16 protein-coding genes are annotated in these 19,429 nt (G+C 58.5%); 7 read left to right on the top strand and 9 right to left on the bottom strand.

All coding sequences use genetic code 11. The features are described from left to right. Window positions 1-57 precede the first annotated feature (57 nt). From EMQ_RS08610 to EMQ_RS08570, 9 genes are all read right to left on the bottom strand, one after another. Window positions 58-1,803: an oleate hydratase gene (locus EMQ_RS08610; RefSeq protein WP_018308166.1), complete on the bottom strand. Its 1,746-nt coding sequence runs from the start codon at window positions 1,801-1,803 to the stop codon at window positions 58-60. Window positions 1,804-2,206: 403 nt separating this feature from the next. After that, window positions 2,207-3,151: an alpha/beta hydrolase gene (locus EMQ_RS08605; protein WP_010668488.1), complete on the bottom strand. Its 945-nt coding sequence runs from the start codon at window positions 3,149-3,151 to the stop codon at window positions 2,207-2,209. A gap of 317 nt (window positions 3,152-3,468) precedes the next feature. Further along, a complete protein-coding gene (locus EMQ_RS08600; protein ID WP_010666626.1) occupies window positions 3,469-4,413 on the bottom strand; it encodes a bifunctional riboflavin kinase/FAD synthetase in 945 nt (314 codons plus the stop codon). Next, a complete protein-coding gene (mtnC, locus tag EMQ_RS08595; protein ID WP_010666625.1) occupies window positions 4,413-5,129 on the bottom strand; it encodes an acireductone synthase in 717 nt (238 codons plus the stop codon). Before mtnC ends, EMQ_RS08600 begins: the two co-directional genes overlap by 1 nt. A 9-nt stretch (window positions 5,130-5,138) precedes the next feature. Next, window positions 5,139-5,684, bottom strand: coding sequence for a 1,2-dihydroxy-3-keto-5-methylthiopentene dioxygenase (locus EMQ_RS08590; RefSeq protein ID WP_010666624.1), 546 nt, complete (start codon window positions 5,682-5,684; stop codon window positions 5,139-5,141). Window positions 5,685-5,686: 2 nt separating this feature from the next. After that, window positions 5,687-6,361, bottom strand: coding sequence for a methylthioribulose 1-phosphate dehydratase (locus tag EMQ_RS08585; RefSeq protein ID WP_010666623.1), 675 nt, complete (start codon window positions 6,359-6,361; stop codon window positions 5,687-5,689). Window positions 6,362-6,408: 47 nt separating this feature from the next. Continuing rightward, window positions 6,409-6,669, bottom strand: coding sequence for a twin-arginine translocase TatA/TatE family subunit (locus tag EMQ_RS08580; protein ID WP_010666622.1), 261 nt, complete (start codon window positions 6,667-6,669; stop codon window positions 6,409-6,411). A gap of 179 nt (window positions 6,670-6,848) precedes the next feature. Beyond that, window positions 6,849-7,361 (bottom strand): CHAP domain-containing protein, encoded by a 513-nt coding sequence (locus tag EMQ_RS08575; protein WP_010666621.1) that lies wholly within the window; start codon window positions 7,359-7,361, stop codon window positions 6,849-6,851. After that, on the bottom strand, window positions 7,361-8,011 hold the full coding sequence (locus EMQ_RS08570; protein ID WP_010666620.1) for a regulatory protein RecX: 651 nt from the start codon (window positions 8,009-8,011) through the stop codon (window positions 7,361-7,363). The genes EMQ_RS08575 and EMQ_RS08570 overlap by 1 nt, the downstream gene beginning before the upstream one ends. 206 nt (window positions 8,012-8,217) lie before the next feature. Between EMQ_RS08570 and rplK the strand changes: the two genes are divergently transcribed. The 7 genes from rplK (at window position 8,218) to rpoC (ending at window position 19,370) form a co-directional block, all read left to right on the top strand. Further along, complete coding sequence (gene rplK / locus EMQ_RS08565) at window positions 8,218-8,652, top strand: 50S ribosomal protein L11 (protein ID WP_010666619.1); 435 nt, start codon at window positions 8,218-8,220, stop codon at window positions 8,650-8,652. Between the two features lie 4 nt (window positions 8,653-8,656). Next, window positions 8,657-9,349: a 50S ribosomal protein L1 gene (rplA, locus tag EMQ_RS08560; protein WP_010666618.1), complete on the top strand. Its 693-nt coding sequence runs from the start codon at window positions 8,657-8,659 to the stop codon at window positions 9,347-9,349. A gap of 267 nt (window positions 9,350-9,616) precedes the next feature. Next, complete coding sequence (gene rplJ / locus EMQ_RS08555; RefSeq protein WP_010666617.1) at window positions 9,617-10,141, top strand: 50S ribosomal protein L10; 525 nt, start codon at window positions 9,617-9,619, stop codon at window positions 10,139-10,141. Between the two features lie 95 nt (window positions 10,142-10,236). Continuing rightward, complete coding sequence (gene rplL / locus EMQ_RS08550; protein WP_018308168.1) at window positions 10,237-10,611, top strand: 50S ribosomal protein L7/L12; 375 nt, start codon at window positions 10,237-10,239, stop codon at window positions 10,609-10,611. Window positions 10,612-10,880: 269 nt separating this feature from the next. Further along, a complete protein-coding gene (gene rpoB, locus EMQ_RS08545) occupies window positions 10,881-15,053 on the top strand; it encodes a DNA-directed RNA polymerase subunit beta (protein WP_010666061.1) in 4,173 nt (1,390 codons plus the stop codon). After that, window positions 15,046-15,192: a hypothetical protein gene (locus tag EMQ_RS08540; RefSeq protein WP_018308169.1), complete on the top strand. Its 147-nt coding sequence runs from the start codon at window positions 15,046-15,048 to the stop codon at window positions 15,190-15,192. Before rpoB ends, EMQ_RS08540 begins: the two co-directional genes overlap by 8 nt. Continuing rightward, window positions 15,189-19,370 carry a DNA-directed RNA polymerase subunit beta' gene (gene rpoC / locus EMQ_RS08535; RefSeq protein WP_010666059.1) on the top strand — a complete coding sequence of 1,394 codons (4,182 nt, stop codon included), beginning with the start codon at window positions 15,189-15,191 and terminating at the stop codon, window positions 19,368-19,370. Before EMQ_RS08540 ends, rpoC begins: the two co-directional genes overlap by 4 nt. Window positions 19,371-19,429 lie beyond the last annotated feature (59 nt).

Below are 19,429 nucleotides of genomic sequence, written 5' to 3'. Positions count from 1 at the left end.
AGGCCAGCCAGCTCGCAAACAAACCGGCTGGGAAACCTCCTCACTCCCAGTCGTTTCTCAAATCAGCCCATAACGCTCCAGCAGATCATCAATCTCCGTCCCATCCGTCAGATGACGCAGCAGGCCGGAGGCGGGCACCTTCTTTCCATCACGCAATTCTGCCGCCGCCTGTAGAAGCATTCGAATATCGTAGACACTGCTGAAAACTTCCGGAACGGCACGATCGACATTGAGTAGCGTATAGACCGCCTCCATCGCCGTGCGGACGGAGTATTCCGTGGTGAACACGGTGTCGCGTGGCGTTTCGGCGAACTGACCGAGAAAGGCGAGGTTGACGCTGCCATCCGGCACCACTTTCGGGCGATCTCCGGGTGAGCGCGGCATGAACTGCGCGGTGATGAAGGGCATCATGCAGGGATGCGTGATCGCGCCCTTCGCCGCCATGTTTTCAATCTGGTCGGCGGGCACGCCCATGTGGAACAACCACTCCTGCGTGATCTCCTCGCCGGTGCAGTCCTGCATCGGCTTCCTGACGTAATTACCGGGCACATCGCTGAACAGTCCGTAGAGCCAAGCTACCATCTGGCCTTTCGGCTGACCCTTGAAATGCGGTTGACGGCTAACGACCCAACTCATCAGCCACGCGGAATCCTGAATGGTAATCGGACCACCGGTGACCGTGCGTCCGGAAAACGGATCACGACCTGTCACTGTATGCACGAGGTCGGGGATGCGCGCATCCTGTGTTGTGACAGTTGCTGACAACCAGCGGGATTTTGTGGTGTCGCCACAGAATACATCCGGACGTCCGAACGCCGGGTCCTGCGCCGCGATGTTGCGCCACAACTGCCAGATGCTGCCATCCTTGATGGTCGTATCGATCGGTGCGACGGTATGGTGGTCACCCCACTGGGAATTCTCCACCATCGAACCGTTGGTGACAAAAACCAGCTCATTCGGACCAAGATCGACGCCAGCTTCCGTGCCGCTTTCCAGCCAGTCGATATGGGTTGCGACTTTCTTTCCACCCGAAGTGTCAACAGCGACATTCGTCACCTGCACCCCATGGCGAAACACCACACCTTGATCGGCAAGCCATGTCGCCAGTGGTTTGCTCAGCGATTCCTGCTGATTGTATTTGGTAAATTTTAGAGTGTGCAGATCCTTCAGTCCGAGAATCTGATGCACGAAACGGGCAAGATAGCGCTTCATCTCAATCGCGCTGTGCCAAGGCTCGAAGGCGAACATCGAGCGCCAGAACAGCCAGAAATTCGATTTCATGAAGTCGGCGGACAGCATGTCGGTGATGGTCTTGCCTGCGAGCTTCTCTTCATCCGCAAGAATGAGCGCGATGATCTCCCGTCGCGCCTTGCCGGTCAGCGTCAGGCTGCCCCGATCCGGCAGAGGCTGGCCCTTTCCGCACATCGCCCGCACCGGACTGCTGCTGGGATCGACGCGGTTGAGATGGTAGAATTCATCAAGGACCGAGGCGTCCGGCACTTCCAGCGAAGGGATCGAACGATACAAATCCCACAGGCACTGAAACTGTTCCTCCATCTCCCGACCACCACGGATCAGCCAGCCGGTTTCCGCATTGCCTGCGCCATCCAGTGCTCCACCGTCGGCGTCCGATGCTTCAAGAATTGTGATCTTTGAAGGCGTCATCTGTGCATCGCGGATCAGGAACGCCGCCGCTGCCATGCCGCCCAGTCCACCGCCGATGATCCATGCCGATCGGTTTTCCACGCCTTCGGGTTTTACGGGACGGGCAAAGGCTTCGAAATTGCTGTGGGCGTATCTCATGGCGTGCTGTGCCTTTCAGAGCCGATTGCGGCCCGATCGATAGGGCGAAAAGAGTGTTCCTGTGATTATACGCTGCTTCCTCAAGATAGATGTCTTTGATATGCGTCAAATATCACGCAGATACGATCACGGATGATTACAGAAGGACGTGCTTCTCACGGGGTGTTTCCGTTGTGCTCTCGAACGCCAGAAATGTGTGCCTGTAGACTCGGTCGCACGTTCTGGAATTCTGTGAGTGTGCATCACAAGAGGAGGGTGGCGATCAACGGATAATCCTCCATGAGGATGACCGGTTTTTGCTGATCATCCTCGTGAAGCGGCTTGGTTTTGGGAGTTTGGGAAAGATCCCGATATTCTCAGTATTTTCCCTAATAATAAAATCAGTCTTTCCGAAAAGTTCGGCTTACAGCATCCGGCGTACAGCCCGGACAATATCCTGACGGGCCCGCTCGGCAAGAGCGGACGGTAGCAGGTCGAAGCCATGCACGGCATTGGCATAGACGACTAGCTCGGTCGGGACGCTCGCCTGCCACAGGCGATGGGCGTAGGTCACGTCTTCATCACGAAACAGGTCGAGCGCGCCAGTAAGAATGAAGGTTGCGGGTAGTTCTGACAGGTCATTCATGAAAGCGGGAGACAGATAGCCAAACCTCGGATCGTCAGTCGCCAGATCTCCACGCACGGCAGCCCATGCATGGCGGTTCTGGGCGCGTGTCCAGAGGAATTCGCCTGTCTTGAGGTCATCGGAAGGAGCGTCTGGACTGCCTGTGCGCAGATCAAGCATTGGATAGATCAGGAGCTGCGCACGCAGTTTGATCCTGCCCCGGTCACGCGCCAGAAGCGCTGTGGCAGCGGCAAGACAGCCACCGCCGCTGTCTCCCATGACCATGATGCGATCAGGATCGACGCCCAGTTCGTTCGCATGGTCATGCAGCCATACCAGAGCGGCATAGACATCTTCCAGACCTCCCGGAAAGGGCGTTTCTGGCGCCAGTCGGTAATCGACGGAGACGATCAGTGCGCCTGTTTCCGATGCCCGCTGGCTCAGCAGTCCCGCCTGCATGTCGGATGTGCCAGCGATCATCCCGCCGCCATGAATATAGAGGATGGCAGCCGTTGTTCCGCTGGTTTTGGGCGGGTGAAACAGGATGACACGAACATCGGGCGCATCTTTGGGACCGGGAATAGACCGCTCCTCAAAATCGACCGATGCGGATTGCAGGAGAGCTGTTGTTCCTTCGACCAGATCGCGACGGAAATCCCTCAGATCACCCTGCGCAGGATCAAAGGAAGGAAACGAAGCCACCGTTTCGCGTTGCTGTGCGTCGACCAGATCCAAAGTAGTCATCAGGAGAGCTCTCCGTTTCTCTTGCAGATTGGCAGGAGCATAAGAAACTGGAAGGCAGGGTAACAGTGCCCCTACAACAAGTTGAATTGTCCGGATTTTTTAAAGTTTAACGCTGTGTGCCGGTCTGCCCGCTGTTGCGAGAGAACCTTTTGATCAGAATTAAATCTGAAAAATCCCAAGAAGTTTTTGGTAAAGCTTTTTTCAAAAATCCTTAAGAAGTAAACTCTTTTTAGAAAAAGGAAACAACCTGAAGCCGCCAATAACTTTCAGGATTGCGAGCGTTTGAAGAATGGTCAGTGCATTATGGCAGCAGAGATTTACTGGTTGTCACGCCGGTTCTGCAGAAGCAGTCGGGCCTGCTCCGTATCGCTGGCGATCTGCTGCTTCAGGGCGTCCAGACTTTCAAACTTCTTTTCCGGGCGGAGCAGGTCATGGAGTGCGACGGAAATCGTCTGGCCGTAAAGGTCTTCCGAGAAATCGAAAATATGGACTTCCATCCGGCTTTCGCTGCCGTCGGCGATGGTCGGGCGTCGACCGATGTTGGCCACCCCGTCGCAGGTGCGGCCATCCGGTAGCCGTACGGTTGTCGTGTAAACGCCACGCGCCGGTTCAAGATGACGACCAAGGCGGACATTGGCGGTGGGGAAGCCCAAAAGGCGGCCCCGTTTGTCGCCATGGCACACTTCACCGCGAATCGACCAGGGGCGACCCAGTTCCGCTGCCGCCCGCTCAGGATAGCCATCCTGCAGAAGACGACGGATGCGGGTTGATGAGTAAGGGCCGTCGGCATCGGCCAGAGCGGGCACAAGATTGACGCCGATCCCCAACTCGCTGGCGCGCTCCGCCAGAAAACTGGTCGTGCCGCCGCGACGGTATCCAAAGGCGAAATCATGCCCGCACGCAATGTGTTTCACACCGAGTGCGTCATGCAGCACGTCGTCGATGAAACGCTCTGCAGGCATCCGGGAGAAGGCTTCGTCGAACGCAATCTGGAAGACGTGCTGCACGCCAAGCGCCGCCAGTGCTGCGAACCGCTCATCCGCCAGTGTCAGACGGAATGGTGGATCTTCTGGTCTGAACAGTTCCCGGGGATGCGGCTCGAACGTCACGACGGCAAGGGGCACATCTGGCTGACTCAGATGCAGAGTGTGCACCAGATGGGCGTGTCCCAGATGCACGCCGTCGAAATTGCCAAGAGCCGCCGCTGCGCCCCGTGCCTCAGAAGGAATGGAGCGCCAGTCCGTGTAGAGATGAGCCCGCATTACTGTGCCTTGCCGACAGGTTCCGGAAGGCTGAACAGGTCCGCGACCTCCTTCATGGAATGGGCGACCGGATGAACCGTGCCGGCAATGGTGCCATCTTCCGGACGCACCATCTGACAGGTGCGGAGACCAGCGGCGGTGGCTGCGTCCAGTTCAGCGACCACATCCGATACGAACAGAACGTTCGAGGCTTTCCAGTTCATCTTCGAGAGAATGCGGCGGTAACTTTCCGCATCCTTCTTGCCGCCCATTTCCAGATCCAGAAAAGCGCTGAAGAGCGATGTCAGATCGCCATCGGTCGTATGGGTGTAAATCAGGCGCTGGGCGGGGGCCGAGCCGGAGGAGTAGACGGCCAGCGTCAGTCCTGCATCCGACCATGTCCGCAGGGCAGGCGGTACATCCGGGAAGAGATCAGCGATGAGTGCGCCGGAGGCATAGCCATCCGCCCATGCGATACCTTGCAGAGCCTTGAGAGGTCCGACTTTTGCGTCCTCATCCATCCACGCCATCAGCTGGTCGAGTGGTTCACGATCCGGCGATAGCCTTTTCGTTTCAGCCAGCGCCGCAATAACAGCGGGATCATTCGCCCTGTCCCGGATCAGGTCAGGGAGCGCCTTGCGGGCATAGGGAAACAGAACCTTGTGCACGAAAGAGACGGGAAGGGTAGTGCCTTCAATATCGAGCAGGATGACGGATGGTGTCGGAATGCTGTTCATACGATCTTATTACGCGATCTGGGCCGGAAAGCGGAGAGCGATGTCGTCGCCGGTATAGTCCGCGATCCACCCTTCCTTGTGAGTGAAGATACGGAGCGCCACGACATCCGGCGTTTTCCCAGCGTCGAACCAGTGCGGAATCCCTGTTGGAACGGAGATCAGGTCGCCCTGAGTGCAGCCGACATCATAGACCTTGCCGTCGACATGCAGAACGAAGTGACCCTGTCCGTGCACGAAAAACCGTACTTCGTCTTCCGAATGGATATGCTCGGACAGAAATTTCTCGCGCAGGGCCGTGCGGTTCGGTGTGTTCACGTCGATACTGATGACATCGGCCGAACCAGCTCCGGTTTCGCCCATCAACCTGTCGAGATAGGGACGATAGACACCCAGCACCGTGTCCTGATCGGCATCACGTGCGGGAGGCTCAACATCGGTCCAGCGCTCAAACCGTACGTTGATGGGGCTCAACCGGGCGGCGATCGCTTCCGCGTCATGGCTGGAAAACTCCGGCTGGCCGGGGCGGGTGTCATCATAGACCGTGAGACTGCTCATGATCAGGCTTCCTGAACCGCAGCGCGAAGTTTCGCCTGCTCCAGCTCGCAGGCGAGAAGGAATTCCAGTCCTTCCAGACGGGCGAGCGCGGTGTCCATATCCGGACCCCAGACATACACACCATGGCCACGGATGATATATCCGGCCTTCATGTCATTGAGGAACAGGGCCACGCTCCGCGAAAGGCGAGCAATATCCTGATCGTTCGGAAAGACGGGCACGGCAAGGCGCGTCTCGTGCGTGGTCTGCCCTTCGAAAACCTTCAGGACTTCGTAATCGGCCAGATAAAGCTCCGAGTCAGTGCTCGCCATGGACAGCACCGTCGAGGCGACGGAATGCCCATGCAACACAGCGCCGGCGTCGGGAAAATGCGCATAGATCTGACAGTGCAGAAGCGTCTCGGCGCTTGGACGGTCTTTCGGTCGGATGGACGTGCCATCCAGCCCGACTTCGATGACGCCCTGTCTGGTCAGAAAGCCCTTATGACCGCCAGAGCGTGTGACGGCGATCCGGCCATCGGCAAGCCGGACACTGAGATTGCCGGCTGTTGCAGGCACCCATCCACGCTGGTCCATACGACGACCCGCATGGATGATCTGCTCGACAGCCTTGTCCCACGCGATGTCGGACGTGCCAGAGGGTGTGCGTGCGTGTTCTGTATCAGTGACGAAACTCATCGTGTGACGAATCCCTGAAGCGGGCCGCCGCCCAGGGCGACCGGATGTCAGTGAGTGTTGGGGCCGCTGGACGTCGTGGGACGCTGTTCCGTGGAGAAATTCGCCGGATTGGCTGGCGGCGGCGAGATACGACCGTCCTGCGTTGATGCAGGATGTTCCATGGACTCGTCATCATCAAGATTCTTCTTGAAGGATTTGATGCCCTTGGCGAAATCACCCATCAGCGTGCTGATCTTCCCGCTTCCGCCAAAGACGATCAGGACCACAGCCAGAACGATCAGCCAGTGCCAGATGCTGAAGCTACCCATTGTGTCGACTCCTCAACCTGAAGAAACCGCCGGGCAAGAGAGACGCACGGACGGGTAAAGTTTCAGTTGGTGTTGCATGGACTTCAGGGGAATAACCGCCTGAAACGCGTATGGAAGCGTTAATAGCAGTATTACACGCCCCTGAGCCGGAAAGCCACTGGGGTTTCATGTCTATTTCCTTACGAAATCCATCCGCCGGGCCGGGCGGGAAGTATGAAGCCATAGGTTGGATAGACTGTGCGTCCCATGCTCCCTGTCGGACTCCACCATACCCGCACCCGTGTCCAGTCATTGCGCGGAGAGACATCAACGATAGGAACTGCATGGTCGACCCGTCCGGGATTCCAGTTCGCCTGATCGACGAGAATAGCGCGGGCGCCCCGCACGGAACGCACTACGGAAACATGGCCGTCCGGCAGGCGGGACGACGAGCGGAAGACAAGCACGGCGCCCGGTGCTGGACGTGGGCCGCGTGCGTATTGGCCGTCCGCGCTGCGCCACCATGATGCAGCCGCCCCCCGTAGCGCGATGGATGAGTGTTCCCGCGCCCAGGGAGCGCACTGGAGGCGTCCCTGCCAGCTTCTGCCGGTATCACCGCCACCACATCCCGCAAGGAGCAGGGCAGGCAGGCAGTAGAGGATCTTTTTCAAGGGACGTTTGCGAGGAGAGGGGGGACGGGTGGCAGGCGGCATCACAAACTGGCTTTCAGGGTCAGAATGCGGGTTTCGGCTTCGTCCGGGTCCATCCCAAGCGCTCTGTCAGCAATATCTCGGGAAAAACCTGCGCGAGCGAACGCGCCGTAAAGCCGGGCTTTCTTTTCGGCATGATCATCGCTCGCATCATCAGGCGACTCTTCCCGCTGAAAGGGTCCAGCCCTGCGTTTGCGGGCAAAAATGAGTGCTGCGGCGATCTCTGCGTCACGGGCGGCCTCATCCTGTCCAAGCGTGTCATCAAGCGCCTGTTCGCTGGTGGACGAATCGATGCCTTTGGCGGCGAGCTGCGCCTGCACGGCGCGCCGTGAACGGCCGCTGCGGGTGAGGCGGGCTGCGCGGGATTTGGCGAAGCCATGATCATTGACCGCGCCCAGTGCAACCATGTCCTGCGCGATGGTTGTCGCCAGCGGGAGAAGGCTGTTCACCGTTTCCGTGACGGTGGACGACTCCTGTCCATCCTCGACAGCCCGGCGGCCCCAGCGGGCGATCCGGCGTTCCAGAACGAGGGCGAGTCCTCTTTCTGTGGCTGCAAACCGGGCCAGATGAGCGAGAGCAGCTTCCCGAAGGGAGCTCCGGTTGGGAGGCGGAGGGAGAGGGCGTGGCTCGCCGATGTCCGGACGTCGTGACATGAAACTTACTCTATCATGACGGTAAGCCGGATGTAACTTGCCGCGCCACAAGACCCCGATTCTCTGTCACGCATACTTGACGGCAAGGGCAAGCAGGCGTATGGCCCCGGCTCTTACGAAACGCGGGAGAGTTGTCCGTGCGCCCTTGGGCGTCGGAGGATTTCGCCAGAACCGCGGTTCGGGTTCAATATAAAGGAGTCCCGGATATGGCCAAAAAAATCGTTGGCTACATCAAGCTTCAGATTCCGGCAGGCAAGGCGAATCCGTCTCCGCCGGTCGGTCCCGCTCTTGGTCAGCGTGGCCTGAACATCATGGAATTCTGCAAGGCGTTCAACGCCAAGACGCAGGGCATGGAGCCCGGCATGCCGATTCCAGTGGTCATCACCGCGTATGCCGATCGCACGTTCAGCTTCATCACCAAGACGCCGCCGAACACATACTTCCTGCTGAAAGCTGCCAAGATTTCCAAGGGCAGCCAGACAGTCGGCAAGTCTGCAGCCGTCGGCAAGGTGACGATTGCGCAGCTGCGCGAGATTGCCGAGACGAAGCAGAAAGACATGAACGCCAACGACATCGACGGCGCCGTGCGTATGCTCATGGGTTCCGCCCGTTCGATGGGCCTGCAGGTTGTGGAGGGCTGAGATCATGGCAAAGAACAAGCGTCTGACCGCTGCCCGCGCGACTGTTGACAGCACGAAGCAGTATGCTCTCGATGAAGCCCTTGCCCTCGTAAAGAGCAATGCGAAAGCAAAGTTCGACGAGACGGTTGAGATCTCCCTGAACCTCGGCATTGACCCGCGTCACGCTGACCAGATGGTCCGCGGTCTGCTCTCCCTGCCGAATGGCACGGGCAAGACTCTGCGTGTCGGTGTGTTCGCTCGTGGCGCGAAGGCTGAGGAAGCTCTGGCTGCCGGTGCCGACGTGGTTGGTGCGGAAGACCTGATGGAGAAGGTGCAGGCTGGCGAAATCAACTTCGACCGCTGCATTGCGACCCCGGACATGATGGGCCTCGTCGGTCGTCTCGGTAAGGTGCTTGGCCCGCGCGGCCTGATGCCGAACCCGAAGCTCGGCACCGTGACCATGGATGTCAAGGGTGCTGTCGAGGCTGCGAAGTCCGGTCAGGTTGAGTATCGCGCCGAGAAGGCCGGTATCATCCATGCCGGTATCGGCAAGGCTTCTTTCGACGCTGACAAGCTGGCTGAAAACATCCGCGCATTCGTGGATGCTGTTCAGAAGGCTCGTCCGACCGGTGCGAAGGGAACCTACCTGAAGAAGGTGGCTCTTTCCTCGACCATGGGTCCGGGTGTGAGTGTTGAAGTCTCCGCTTTCGGCGGCTGACACAAAGAATGATCGCCGGGAGGTTCTGCTTCCCGGCTTTCCAGGGTGGCGCTTTCGCGTCATCTGATCCTGTCCAAGACCGGATGTGGCTCTGCCTTAATGCCCTTGTGGCGCGACCGGGAGACGAGGGTGCTGGTTTGTGGATTTCGATCTGCTCTCCGTGCGTATCGTGACATGGACAGGCGAACCGGATTGTCAGCTCCGCTGATGATCCTTGGGTAACCGGCTCATCCTCCCTGAATGGATGGGCTAACACGGAGACGGGAAGTGAACCGTACGGAGAAGCGCGAATTTGTCGCCTCGCTCGCTACCGTGTTCGCAGAGACGTCCATGGTGGTTGTCACCCGTAATGACGGGCTGACAGTTGCTGATGTGACTGACCTGCGTCGCAAGGTGCGTGCAGCGGGAGCGACTTACAAGGTCGCGAAGAACCGGCTGGCCACTCTCGCCCTGGATGGGACCCGATTCGATGGCATTGCGCCGCTGCTGAAGGGACCGACCGCCTTGTCGTGGTCGGCTGATCCTGTGGCAGTGACGAAAGTGCTCGTCGAGTTCGCCAAGACCAATGAGAAACTGGTGCTGCTTGGTGGCGCCCTTGGAACCCAGGCGCTTGACGTCAACGGGCTCAAGGCGCTTGCCGAGCTGCCGTCTCTGGACGCACTTCGTGCGCAGCTCGTGGGGCTCATCTCCACGCCGGCTACGCGTATCGCGGGTGTTCTCCAGGCGCCGGCAGGCCAGCTGGCTCGGGTCTTTGGTGCCTATGCCAAGACGGGCGAGGCGGACGCAGCCTGATGCGTCTCCCCTTGCGGGGAGAGAGAAAATGCGCATGACCCGTTTCTTTCGGGTTGTGCATCCTGAACTAGTATCTATATTAGGAAGACCATATCATGGCCGATCTGAACAAGCTTGTTGACGAGCTTTCCGCTCTTACAGTTCTCGAAGCTGCTGAGCTGTCCAAGCTCCTCGAAGAGAAGTGGGGCGTTTCCGCCGCTGCTCCGGTTGCTGTTGCAGCCGCTGCTGCTCCGGGCGCTGCTGCTCCGGCTGAAGAGAAGACCGAATTTGACGTGATCCTTGCCAGCGCAGGCGACAAGAAGATCAACGTGATCAAGGAAATCCGCACGATCACCGGTCTGGGTCTGAAGGAAGCCAAGGACCTTGTCGAAGGCGCTCCGAAGACCATCAAGGAAGGTGCCAGCAAGGACGAAGCCGAGAAGATCAAGAAGACTCTCGAAGACAACGGCGCTAAGGTTGAGATTAAATAATTATCTCGATCTTCTGGCGGCACCTGCGTGTGCCGTCACTGTTTTGAGTTGGTTCTGGGCGGAGGCTGTCTACGGTCTCCGCCTGTTCGTCTGTAGTGACTCCCTGTAAAGGGTAGATGCTACAACGTTTCACGGACCAGACGACTGCACCGGATTACGGCGTGGGTCGTGTGAAGTGTGCATTACAGGCCGGACCGTCTGGCCCTCTCCTTTCCTTTTTGGAAACGGGGTGGCCGGATGGTCCGACGGCAGGGACGAGGCAGATAGACATGAACGCAATCACCAAATCGTTCACGGGGCGTAAAAGGATCCGCAAAAGTTTCGGGCGGATTCCCGAAGTTGCGCCGATGCCTAACCTCATCGATGTTCAGCGCGCCTCCTATGAGGCATTTCTTCAGGCGAACGTATCACCTGATGCGCGGACGCAGACGGGGCTTCAGGAAGTTTTCCGTTCCGTTTTTCCGATCAACGATTTCGCAGGCCGCGGTCGTCTTGAGTTCGTTCAGTACGAATTCGAAGACCCGAAATATGACGTTGAAGAGTGCATCCAGCGTGGCCTGACCTATGCCGCGCCGCTGAAGGTCATTCTCCGTCTGATCGTCTGGGACGTTGATGAGGATACGGGCTCCCGCTCGATCCGCGATATCAAGGAGCAGCCGGTTTACATGGGCGACATGCCCCTGATGACCGATAACGGCACCTTTATCGTCAACGGCACCGAGCGCGTGATCGTCAGCCAGATGCACCGTTCGCCGGGCGTCTTCTTCGATCACGACAAGGGCAAGACCCACTCTTCGGGCAAGTATCTCTTCTCGGCCCGCGTTATCCCGTATCGCGGTTCATGGCTCGATTTCGAATTCGACGCCAAGGACCTGATCTATGTCCGTATCGACCGGAAGCGTAAGCTGCCGGCCACAACGCTGCTTTATGCGCTCGAAGGCGCCAATTCCGAGGCTGCGCGCAAGAAGAAGGCGGAAGAGGGCGGCGACGTCGCTTCCATGGACATCGGTGGCATGGATTCCGATGAGATCCTTGACTACTTCTATGGCAAGGTCATCTTCCAGAAGACCGCCAAGGGCTGGGCGCGCGCTTTCGACCCGGAAGCTTTCAAGGGGCAGAAGCTTCTCTCCGACCTGATCGACGCGGATAGCGGCGAGGTCGTTGCTGAAGCTGATACAAAGCTGACCGCTCGTGCCGTCCGCAAGATCGCCGAGACCACGAAGGAAGTACTGGTCACGGAAGCGGACCTGCTTGGACGTTTCATCGCCCATGATATCGTCAACCCGAACACGGGTGAGATCTATGGTGAGGGCGGCGAAGAACTGACAGAAGCCCGTTTGCTGGCGCTGGAAGAAGCCGGGATCACTGAGCTGCCGACCCTTGCGGTTGACCAGGCCAATGGTCCGTGGATCCGCAACACCATGACGGTGGACAAGAACAACTCCCGTGATGAGGCGCTGATCGACATCTATCGCGTCATGCGTCCGGGTGAGCCGCCGACCGCTGAGACGGCGGAAGCGATGTTCCGCAGCCTGTTCTTCGATCCTGACCGCTATGACCTGTCGTCTGTCGGTCGTGTGAAGATGAACATGCGTCTGGGTCTTGAATGCCCTGACACGGTGCGTGTCCTCCGCAAGGAAGACATCCTGCGCACCATGAAGGTCATGTGCGATCTGAAGGATGGTCGCGGCCAGATCGACGACATTGATAACCTCGGTAACCGTCGTGTTCGCTCTGTCGGCGAACTGATGGAAAACCAGTATCGCATCGGTCTGCTCCGTATGGAGCGCGCCATTCGCGAGCGTATGGGTTCCGTTGATATCGACACGGTCATGCCGCATGACCTGATCAACGCGAAGCCGGCCGCTGCTGCTGTGCGTGAGTTCTTCGGTTCCTCGCAGCTTTCACAGTTCATGGACCAGACCAACCCGCTTTCGGAAGTCACGCACAAGCGTCGTCTTTCGGCGCTTGGCCCGGGCGGTCTGACCCGTGAGCGCGCAGGCTTCGAGGTCCGTGACGTTCATCCGACCCATTACGGTCGTATCTGCCCGATTGAGACGCCGGAAGGCCCGAACATCGGTCTGATCAACTCACTGGCGACCTATGCCAAGGTGAACAAGTACGGCTTCATCGAGACACCTTATCGTCTCGTGAAGGATGGCAAGCTTCAGGACGGCTGGAAGTATCTTTCCGCCATGGAAGAAGAGCGTCTTGTCGTTGCTCAGGCTGACGCCAAGCAGGACAAGGACGGTACCCTGACCGGTGACCTCGTTTCGGTTCGCCGGAACGGTGACTTCCGTCAGGTTCTCCCGACTGACGTGACGGCCTGTGACGTTTCTCCGAAGCAGCTTGTTTCCGTCGCCGCGGCGCTGATTCCGTTCCTTGAGAACGATGACGCCAACCGTGCGCTCATGGGATCGAACATGCAGCGTCAGGCTGTTCCGCTGGTGCGCTCCGATGCGCCGCTGGTTGGAACGGGCATGGAAGCCGCTGTTGCTCATGACTCGGGTGCGACGATCGTTGCCCGCCGCAGTGGTGTGGTCGATCAGATCGACGGCGCCCGCATCGTGGTGCGCGTAACGGACTCAACCGGTGCGACGCAGGGTGTTGATACCTATCGTCTGCGGAAATACTCCCGTTCCAACCAGTCCACCTGCATCAACCAGCGTCCGCTGGTGCGCGTGGGCGATCAGGTTGCTGCTGGTGACATCATTGCCGATGGTCCGTCCACGGAACTGGGTGAACTGGCTCTGGGCCGTAACGTGCTCGTCGCGTTTATGCCCTGGAACGGTTACAACTTCGAAGATTCCATCCTGATCTCCGAGCGTATCGCGCGTGACGACGTTTTCACCTCGATCCATATCGAGGAATTCGAAGTCATGGCGCGTGACACGAAGCTTGGTCAGGAAGAAATCACCCGCGACATCCCGAATGTCGGTGAAGAAGCTCTTCGCAATCTCGACGAGGCAGGCATCGTGTATGTCGGCGCCGAGGTGAACCCGGGCGACATCCTGATCGGTAAGGTCACACCGAAGGGCGAAAGCCCGATGACGCCGGAAGAGAAGCTCCTCCGCGCCATCTTCGGTGAAAAGGCTTCCGACGTTCGTGACACGTCGCTGCGTCTGCCGCCCGGCACGACCGGCACGATCGTTGACGTCCGCGTCTTCTCCCGTCGCGGTGTCGACAAGGACGAGCGTGCGATGGCGATCGAGCGCGCCGAGATCGAGCGTCTGGCGAAGGACCGTGATGACGAGCGCGCCATTCAGGAGCGTTCCTTCTACAACCGTCTGCGTGAACGTCTCATCGGTGAGACGGCGGGAACAGGCTTCAAGGGTCTGAAGTCCGGCACACCGATCACGGAAGAAGTGCTGGCCGAGATTCCGCGTGGCGCATGGCGCAACGTAAGCGTCGCGTCCGACTCCGTCACGGCTGAGCTGGAAACCCTGCGTCGTGAATTCGATGCCGCTATCCAGAAGATTCAGGCTCGTTTCGACAGCAAGGTCGAGAAGCTCCAGCGTGGTGATGAACTGCCGCCGGGCGTGATGAAGATGGTCAAGGTCTTCGTTGCGGTGAAGCGTAAGCTTCAGCCGGGTGACAAGATGGCTGGTCGTCACGGAAACAAGGGTGTTGTTTCCCGTGTGGTGCCGGTTGAAGACATGCCGTTCCTGGAGGATGGAACGTCTGTTGACATCGTGCTGAACCCGCTCGGTGTGCCATCACGAATGAACGTCGGACAGATCCTTGAGACTCATCTTGGCTGGGCCTGCGCCAACATCGGCCGCCGCATTGGCAACATGGTCGATGAGTATCAGCGGGACGGTGAAAAGAAGCAGGTGCTTCTGGATGAACTGAAGGATGTTTATGGGGATGAGGTCTTCAAGGCCGACATCGCTGAAATGTCCCACGACCAGCTCGTTGAACTGTCGAACAATCTGCGCAAGGGCGTGCCGATTGCAACGCCGGTGTTCGATGGCGCCTCGATCCCCGATATCGAGAACATGCTTGAGAAGGCGGGTGTCGACCGTTCCGGTCAGTCTCAGCTCATCGACGGTCGCACAGGCGAGCCGTTCGAGCGCAAGACGACGGTCGGCTACATCTACATGCTCAAGCTGCATCACCTTGTCGATGACAAGATCCATGCCCGTTCGATCGGTCCTTACTCGCTTGTCACGCAGCAGCCGCTGGGTGGTAAGGCGCAGTTTGGTGGCCAGCGCTTCGGTGAGATGGAAGTCTGGGCACTTGAGGCGTATGGCGCAGCTTACACGCTGCAGGAAATGCTGACGGTCAAGTCCGATGACGTCTCCGGTCGTACCAAGGTTTACGAATCGATCGTTCGTGAGCAGGACGACTTCGAGGCCGGTATCCCTGAGAGCTTCAACGTTCTCATCAAGGAACTGAAGTCGCTTGGTCTGAATGTGGATCTGGAAAACAGTGGTGACTGATTTTCCCTTTAATCTTGTCGAGGGGCCTTGGCCTCTCGACGCCGACCTGTTTTCAATGAAACGGAGCGCGGGGCAGAACGCCCGGCGTGACGCGGAGCGCGGCCGCGTGACACCCGTCCTGGAGGTTTTCGGCGCATGAATGAACTCATGAAAATCCTTGGCCAGACTGGTCAGGCAGCCACCTTCGATCAGATCAAGATCCAGCTTGCATCCAGCGAGCAGATCCGGTCCTGGTCGTTTGGCGAGATCAAGAAGCCGGAGACGATCAACTATCGTACGTTCAAGCCGGAACGTGATGGTCTGTTCTGCGCGCGTATCTTTGGTCCGATCAAGGACTACGAGTGCCTGTGCGGCAAATACAAGCGCATGAAATTCCGCGGCATTGTCTGCGAGAAGTGCGGTGTTGAAGTCACGCTGGCGAAGGTCCGTCGTGAGCGGATGGGTCACATCCAGCTCGCAAGCCCGGTCGCGCACATCTGGTTCCTGAAGTCGCTTCCAAGCCGTATCGGCCTGATGGTCGACATGACGCTGAAAGATCTGGAGAAGGTTCTCTACTTCGAGAGCTATCTGGTTCTGGAGCCGGGCACATCTCCTCTGAAGCAGTTCAGCCTTCTGACGGAAGAGCAGTATCTCGACGTGCTCGATGAGCATGCCGAAGACGGCATCGAAGTCGGTATCGGCGCTGAAGCCATCAAGAAGCTGCTCGAGCGCATCGACTGCGACGCCGAGAAGGTCAATCTCCGTCAGGAACTGAAGGAGACGACATCCGAGGCCAAGCGCAAGAAGCTGGTCAAGCGTCTGAAGCTGATCGAAGCGTTCGCCGAGAGTGGCTGCAAGCCGGAATGGATGATTCTGGACATCGTGCCGGTGATCCCGCCCGAGCTGCGTCCTCTGGTTCCGCTGGATGGTGGTCGTTTCGCAACGTCGGATCTGAACGATCTGTACCGTCGCGTCATCAACCGTAACAACCGTCTGAAGCGGCTCATGGAGCTGCGTGCGCCGGACATCATCGTTCGTAACGAAAAGCGCATGCTGCAGGAGTCCGTGGACGCCCTGTTCGACAACGGTCGTCGTGGACGCGCCATCACAGGCGCCAACAAGCGCCCGCTGAAGTCGCTGTCCGACATGCTGAAAGGCAAGCAGGGACGTTTCCGTCAGAACCTGCTCGGCAAGCGCGTCGATTACTCCGGTCGTTCGGTCATCGTGGTCGGACCTGAGCTGAAACTGCATCAGTGCGGTCTTCCCAAGAAGATGGCGCTGGAACTGTTCAAGCCGTTCATCTACTCGAAGCTCGAGAAATATGGTCACGCCACCACCATCAAGGCTGCAAAGCGCATGGTGGAAAAGGAGCGTCCGGAAGTCTGGGATATTCTCGAAGAGGTGATCCGCGAGCATCCCGTGATGCTGAACCGCGCACCGACGCTGCATCGTCTTGGTATTCAGGCGTTCGAGCCGATCCTTGTCGAAGGTAAGGCGATCCAGCTTCACCCGCTGGTCTGCACCGCCTTCAACGCGGACTTCGACGGTGACCAGATGGCCGTTCACGTGCCGCTGTCGCTTGAAGCCCAGCTTGAAGCCCGCGTGCTGATGATGTCGACCAACAACATCCTCAGCCCCGCGAACGGCAAGCCGATCATCGTGCCGTCTCAGGATATCGTTCTTGGGCTCTACTATCTCAGCCTTGAGACACCTGAGTTCGGAGCGACGCTTGATCGCAATGAATATGACGACAAGACTGGTGAGCTTCTTAAAAAGGGCGCGCCCTCTTTCGGCTCGATCAACGAAGTCGAATATGCCCTGTCGACAGGCGCTCTGAAGCTCCACGACAAGATTCGTATGCGTCTTGAGATGACCCGCGAAGATGGCAGTTCTTACGCCGAGAATGTTGTCACGACACCGGGTCGCGTTCTGATCGCCCAGATCCTGCCGAAAAGCAGCTCGGTCCCGTTCTCCCTGATCAACAAGCAGCTGACCAAGAAGAACGTGTCCGACGTGATCGACGCGGTCTACCGTCACTGTGGTCAGAAGGAAGCGGTGATCTTCTGTGACCGCATGATGTCGCTTGGTTTCCGTCACGCTGCGAAAGCCGGTATCTCCTTCGGTAAGGATGACATGATCATCCCGCACGAGAAGAAAGAGCTGGTCGACCGCACGTCCGCAGAGGTCAAGGAATTCGAGCAGCAGTATCAGGACGGTCTGATCACCGCTGGCGAGCGCTACAACAAGGTAGTTGATGCCTGGTCGCGCTGCACGGACGAAGTGCAGGCTGCGATGACCAAGGAGCTGTCACGGGCCGAGATCGGCAAGCCGATCAACTCGGTCTGGATGATGAGCCACTCCGGTGCGCGTGGGTCGCCAGCACAGATGAAGCAGCTTGCCGGTATGCGTGGTCTGATGGCCAAGCCGTCGGGTGAGATTATCGAACAGCCGATCATCGCCAACTTTAAGGAAGGCCTGTCGGTTCTCGATTACTTCACCTCGACCCACGGCGCCCGTAAGGGACTTGCCGATACCGCTCTGAAGACGGCCAACTCGGGTTACCTGACCCGTCGTCTGGTCGACGTGGCTCAGGATTGCATCATCGTCGAGAACGATTGCGGTACCGAGCGTGGTCTGACCATTCGTGCGGTGATGGATGGCGGTGAGGTTGTTTCCTCGCTTTCCGAACGAATCCTGGGTCGTACGCTGGCAGCTGACGTCGTGAACCCGACCACGGGTGAAGTCATCTTCAAGCGTAACCATCTTGTTGAGGAGGCTGACGCCGAAATCATCGAGAAGGCCGCTGTCGAGACAGTTCTGATTCGCTCTGTTCTGACCTGTGACAGCCGCGTCGGCGTTTGCGGTCACTGCTACGGTCGTGACCTTGCCCGCGGCACGCCGGTCAACATCGGTGAAGCTGTCGGTGTTATCGCCGCACAGTCCATCGGTGAGCCCGGAACGCAGCTTACGATGCGTACCTTCCATATCGGTGGTGCCGCCCAGCGTGGCGCCGAGCAGTCGATGGTTGAAGCATCCCGTGACGGCAAGGTGACCATCCGCAACCGTAACGTGGTGCAGAACTCGCAGAACGTGCCGATTGTCATGGCCCGTAACTGTGAAATCATCCTGGCTGACGAGAACGGTACGGAGCGTGCGCGCTATCGTGTGCCTTACGGTGCGCGACTTCTGGTGGAAGACGGTCAGGCCGTCACCCGTAACCAGAAGATGGCCGAGTGGGATCCGTACACCCTGCCGATCATCACCGAGAAGGCAGGCACGGTCGAATATCTCGACCTGATCGACTCCATCACGCTTGTCGAGCGTATGGACGAAGTGACGGGTCTGACTTCGAAAGTGGTCGTGGATTACAAGCAGGCCTCCAAGGGTGTCGACCTGCGTCCGCGTCTGCAGCTGAAGGACAGCAACAACAACGTCATCAAACTGGATAACGGCAATGACGCCCGTTACTTCCTGTCGCCTGACTCGCTGCTTTCCGTTGAGAACGGCGCGCAGGTCCATGCGGGTGACGTGCTGGCGCGTATTCCGCGTGAAGGTTCCAAGACGCGTGACATTACCGGTGGTCTGCCGCGCGTTGCCGAACTGTTCGAGGCACGTCGTCCGAAGGATCATGCGATCATCGCAGAGAATGAAGGTCGCGTTGAGTTCGGCAAGGATTACAAGTCGAAGCGCCGTGTCATCGTCAAGAACGATGAGACAGGTGAAGAGACCGAATATCTGGTGCCGAAAGGCAAGCACGTTTCCGTTCAGGAAGGTGACTTTGTCCAGAAAGGCGATCCGCTGGTCGACGGTCCGCGCGTGCCGCATGACATCCTGAAGGTCATGGGTGTCGAGGCTCTGTCCGATTATCTCGTGAACGAGATTCAGGACGTGTATCGACTGCAGGGCGTGAAGATCAACGACAAGCACATCGAGGTGATCGTTCGCCAGATGCTGCAGAAGGTCGAGGTTCTGGAGCCGGGTGACACGACGTATCTCGTGGGTGAGACGGTGGATCGCATCGAGTTCGAAGGCGAGAACACCAAGCGCATGAATGCTGGAGATCGTCCGGCGGTGGCCATGCCAGTGCTTCAGGGCATCACAAAGGCCTCGCTGCAGACGCAGTCCTTCATCTCGGCCGCCTCCTTCCAGGAGACGACACGCGTGCTCACCGAGGCTGCTACGGCGGGCAAGGTCGATACACTGAACGGTCTGAAGGAAAACGTCATCGTTGGTCGTCTGATCCCTGCGGGAACAGGTAGCGTGATGAACAAGCTGCGTGCTGTTGCGGCGCGTCAGGATCGTCAGCGCCTTGAGCATGGAAATGAGGCTGCCGAGTAATCAGCAGACTTCAAATCCTGTGATTATGGAAAGGCCGGGTTTTGTCCCGGCCTTTCTTT

Origin of the sequence: Acetobacter aceti NBRC 14818, from assembly GCF_000193495.2 — a bacterium.
GTDB lineage: Bacteria > Pseudomonadota > Alphaproteobacteria > Acetobacterales > Acetobacteraceae > Acetobacter > Acetobacter aceti.
This window is presented reverse-complemented; position numbering and strand designations above follow the sequence as displayed.

What these genes read in the sequence shown, in the direction of transcription:
- rplK (WP_010666619.1), top strand. Translation starts at nt 8,218, where the DNA reads ATGGCCAAAAAAATCGTTGGCTACATCAAGCTTCAGATTCCGGCAGGC.
- EMQ_RS08600 (WP_010666626.1), bottom strand. Translation starts at nt 4,413, where the DNA reads ATGCGGGCTCATCTCTACACGGACTGGCGCTCCATTCCTTCTGAGGCA.
- mtnC (WP_010666625.1), bottom strand. Translation starts at nt 5,129, where the DNA reads ATGAACAGCATTCCGACACCATCCGTCATCCTGCTCGATATTGAAGGC.
- rplL (WP_018308168.1), top strand. Translation starts at nt 10,237, where the DNA reads ATGGCCGATCTGAACAAGCTTGTTGACGAGCTTTCCGCTCTTACAGTT.
- EMQ_RS08590 (WP_010666624.1), bottom strand. Translation starts at nt 5,684, where the DNA reads ATGAGCAGTCTCACGGTCTATGATGACACCCGCCCCGGCCAGCCGGAG.
- EMQ_RS08610 (WP_018308166.1), bottom strand. Translation starts at nt 1,803, where the DNA reads ATGAGATACGCCCACAGCAATTTCGAAGCCTTTGCCCGTCCCGTAAAA.
- rplA (WP_010666618.1), top strand. Translation starts at nt 8,657, where the DNA reads ATGGCAAAGAACAAGCGTCTGACCGCTGCCCGCGCGACTGTTGACAGC.
- rpoB (WP_010666061.1), top strand. Translation starts at nt 10,881, where the DNA reads ATGAACGCAATCACCAAATCGTTCACGGGGCGTAAAAGGATCCGCAAA.
- rpoC (WP_010666059.1), top strand. Translation starts at nt 15,189, where the DNA reads ATGAATGAACTCATGAAAATCCTTGGCCAGACTGGTCAGGCAGCCACC.
- EMQ_RS08580 (WP_010666622.1), bottom strand. Translation starts at nt 6,669, where the DNA reads ATGGGTAGCTTCAGCATCTGGCACTGGCTGATCGTTCTGGCTGTGGTC.
- EMQ_RS08585 (WP_010666623.1), bottom strand. Translation starts at nt 6,361, where the DNA reads ATGAGTTTCGTCACTGATACAGAACACGCACGCACACCCTCTGGCACG.
- EMQ_RS08605 (WP_010668488.1), bottom strand. Translation starts at nt 3,151, where the DNA reads ATGACTACTTTGGATCTGGTCGACGCACAGCAACGCGAAACGGTGGCT.
- EMQ_RS08570 (WP_010666620.1), bottom strand. Translation starts at nt 8,011, where the DNA reads ATGTCACGACGTCCGGACATCGGCGAGCCACGCCCTCTCCCTCCGCCT.
- EMQ_RS08575 (WP_010666621.1), bottom strand. Translation starts at nt 7,361, where the DNA reads ATGCCGCCTGCCACCCGTCCCCCCTCTCCTCGCAAACGTCCCTTGAAA.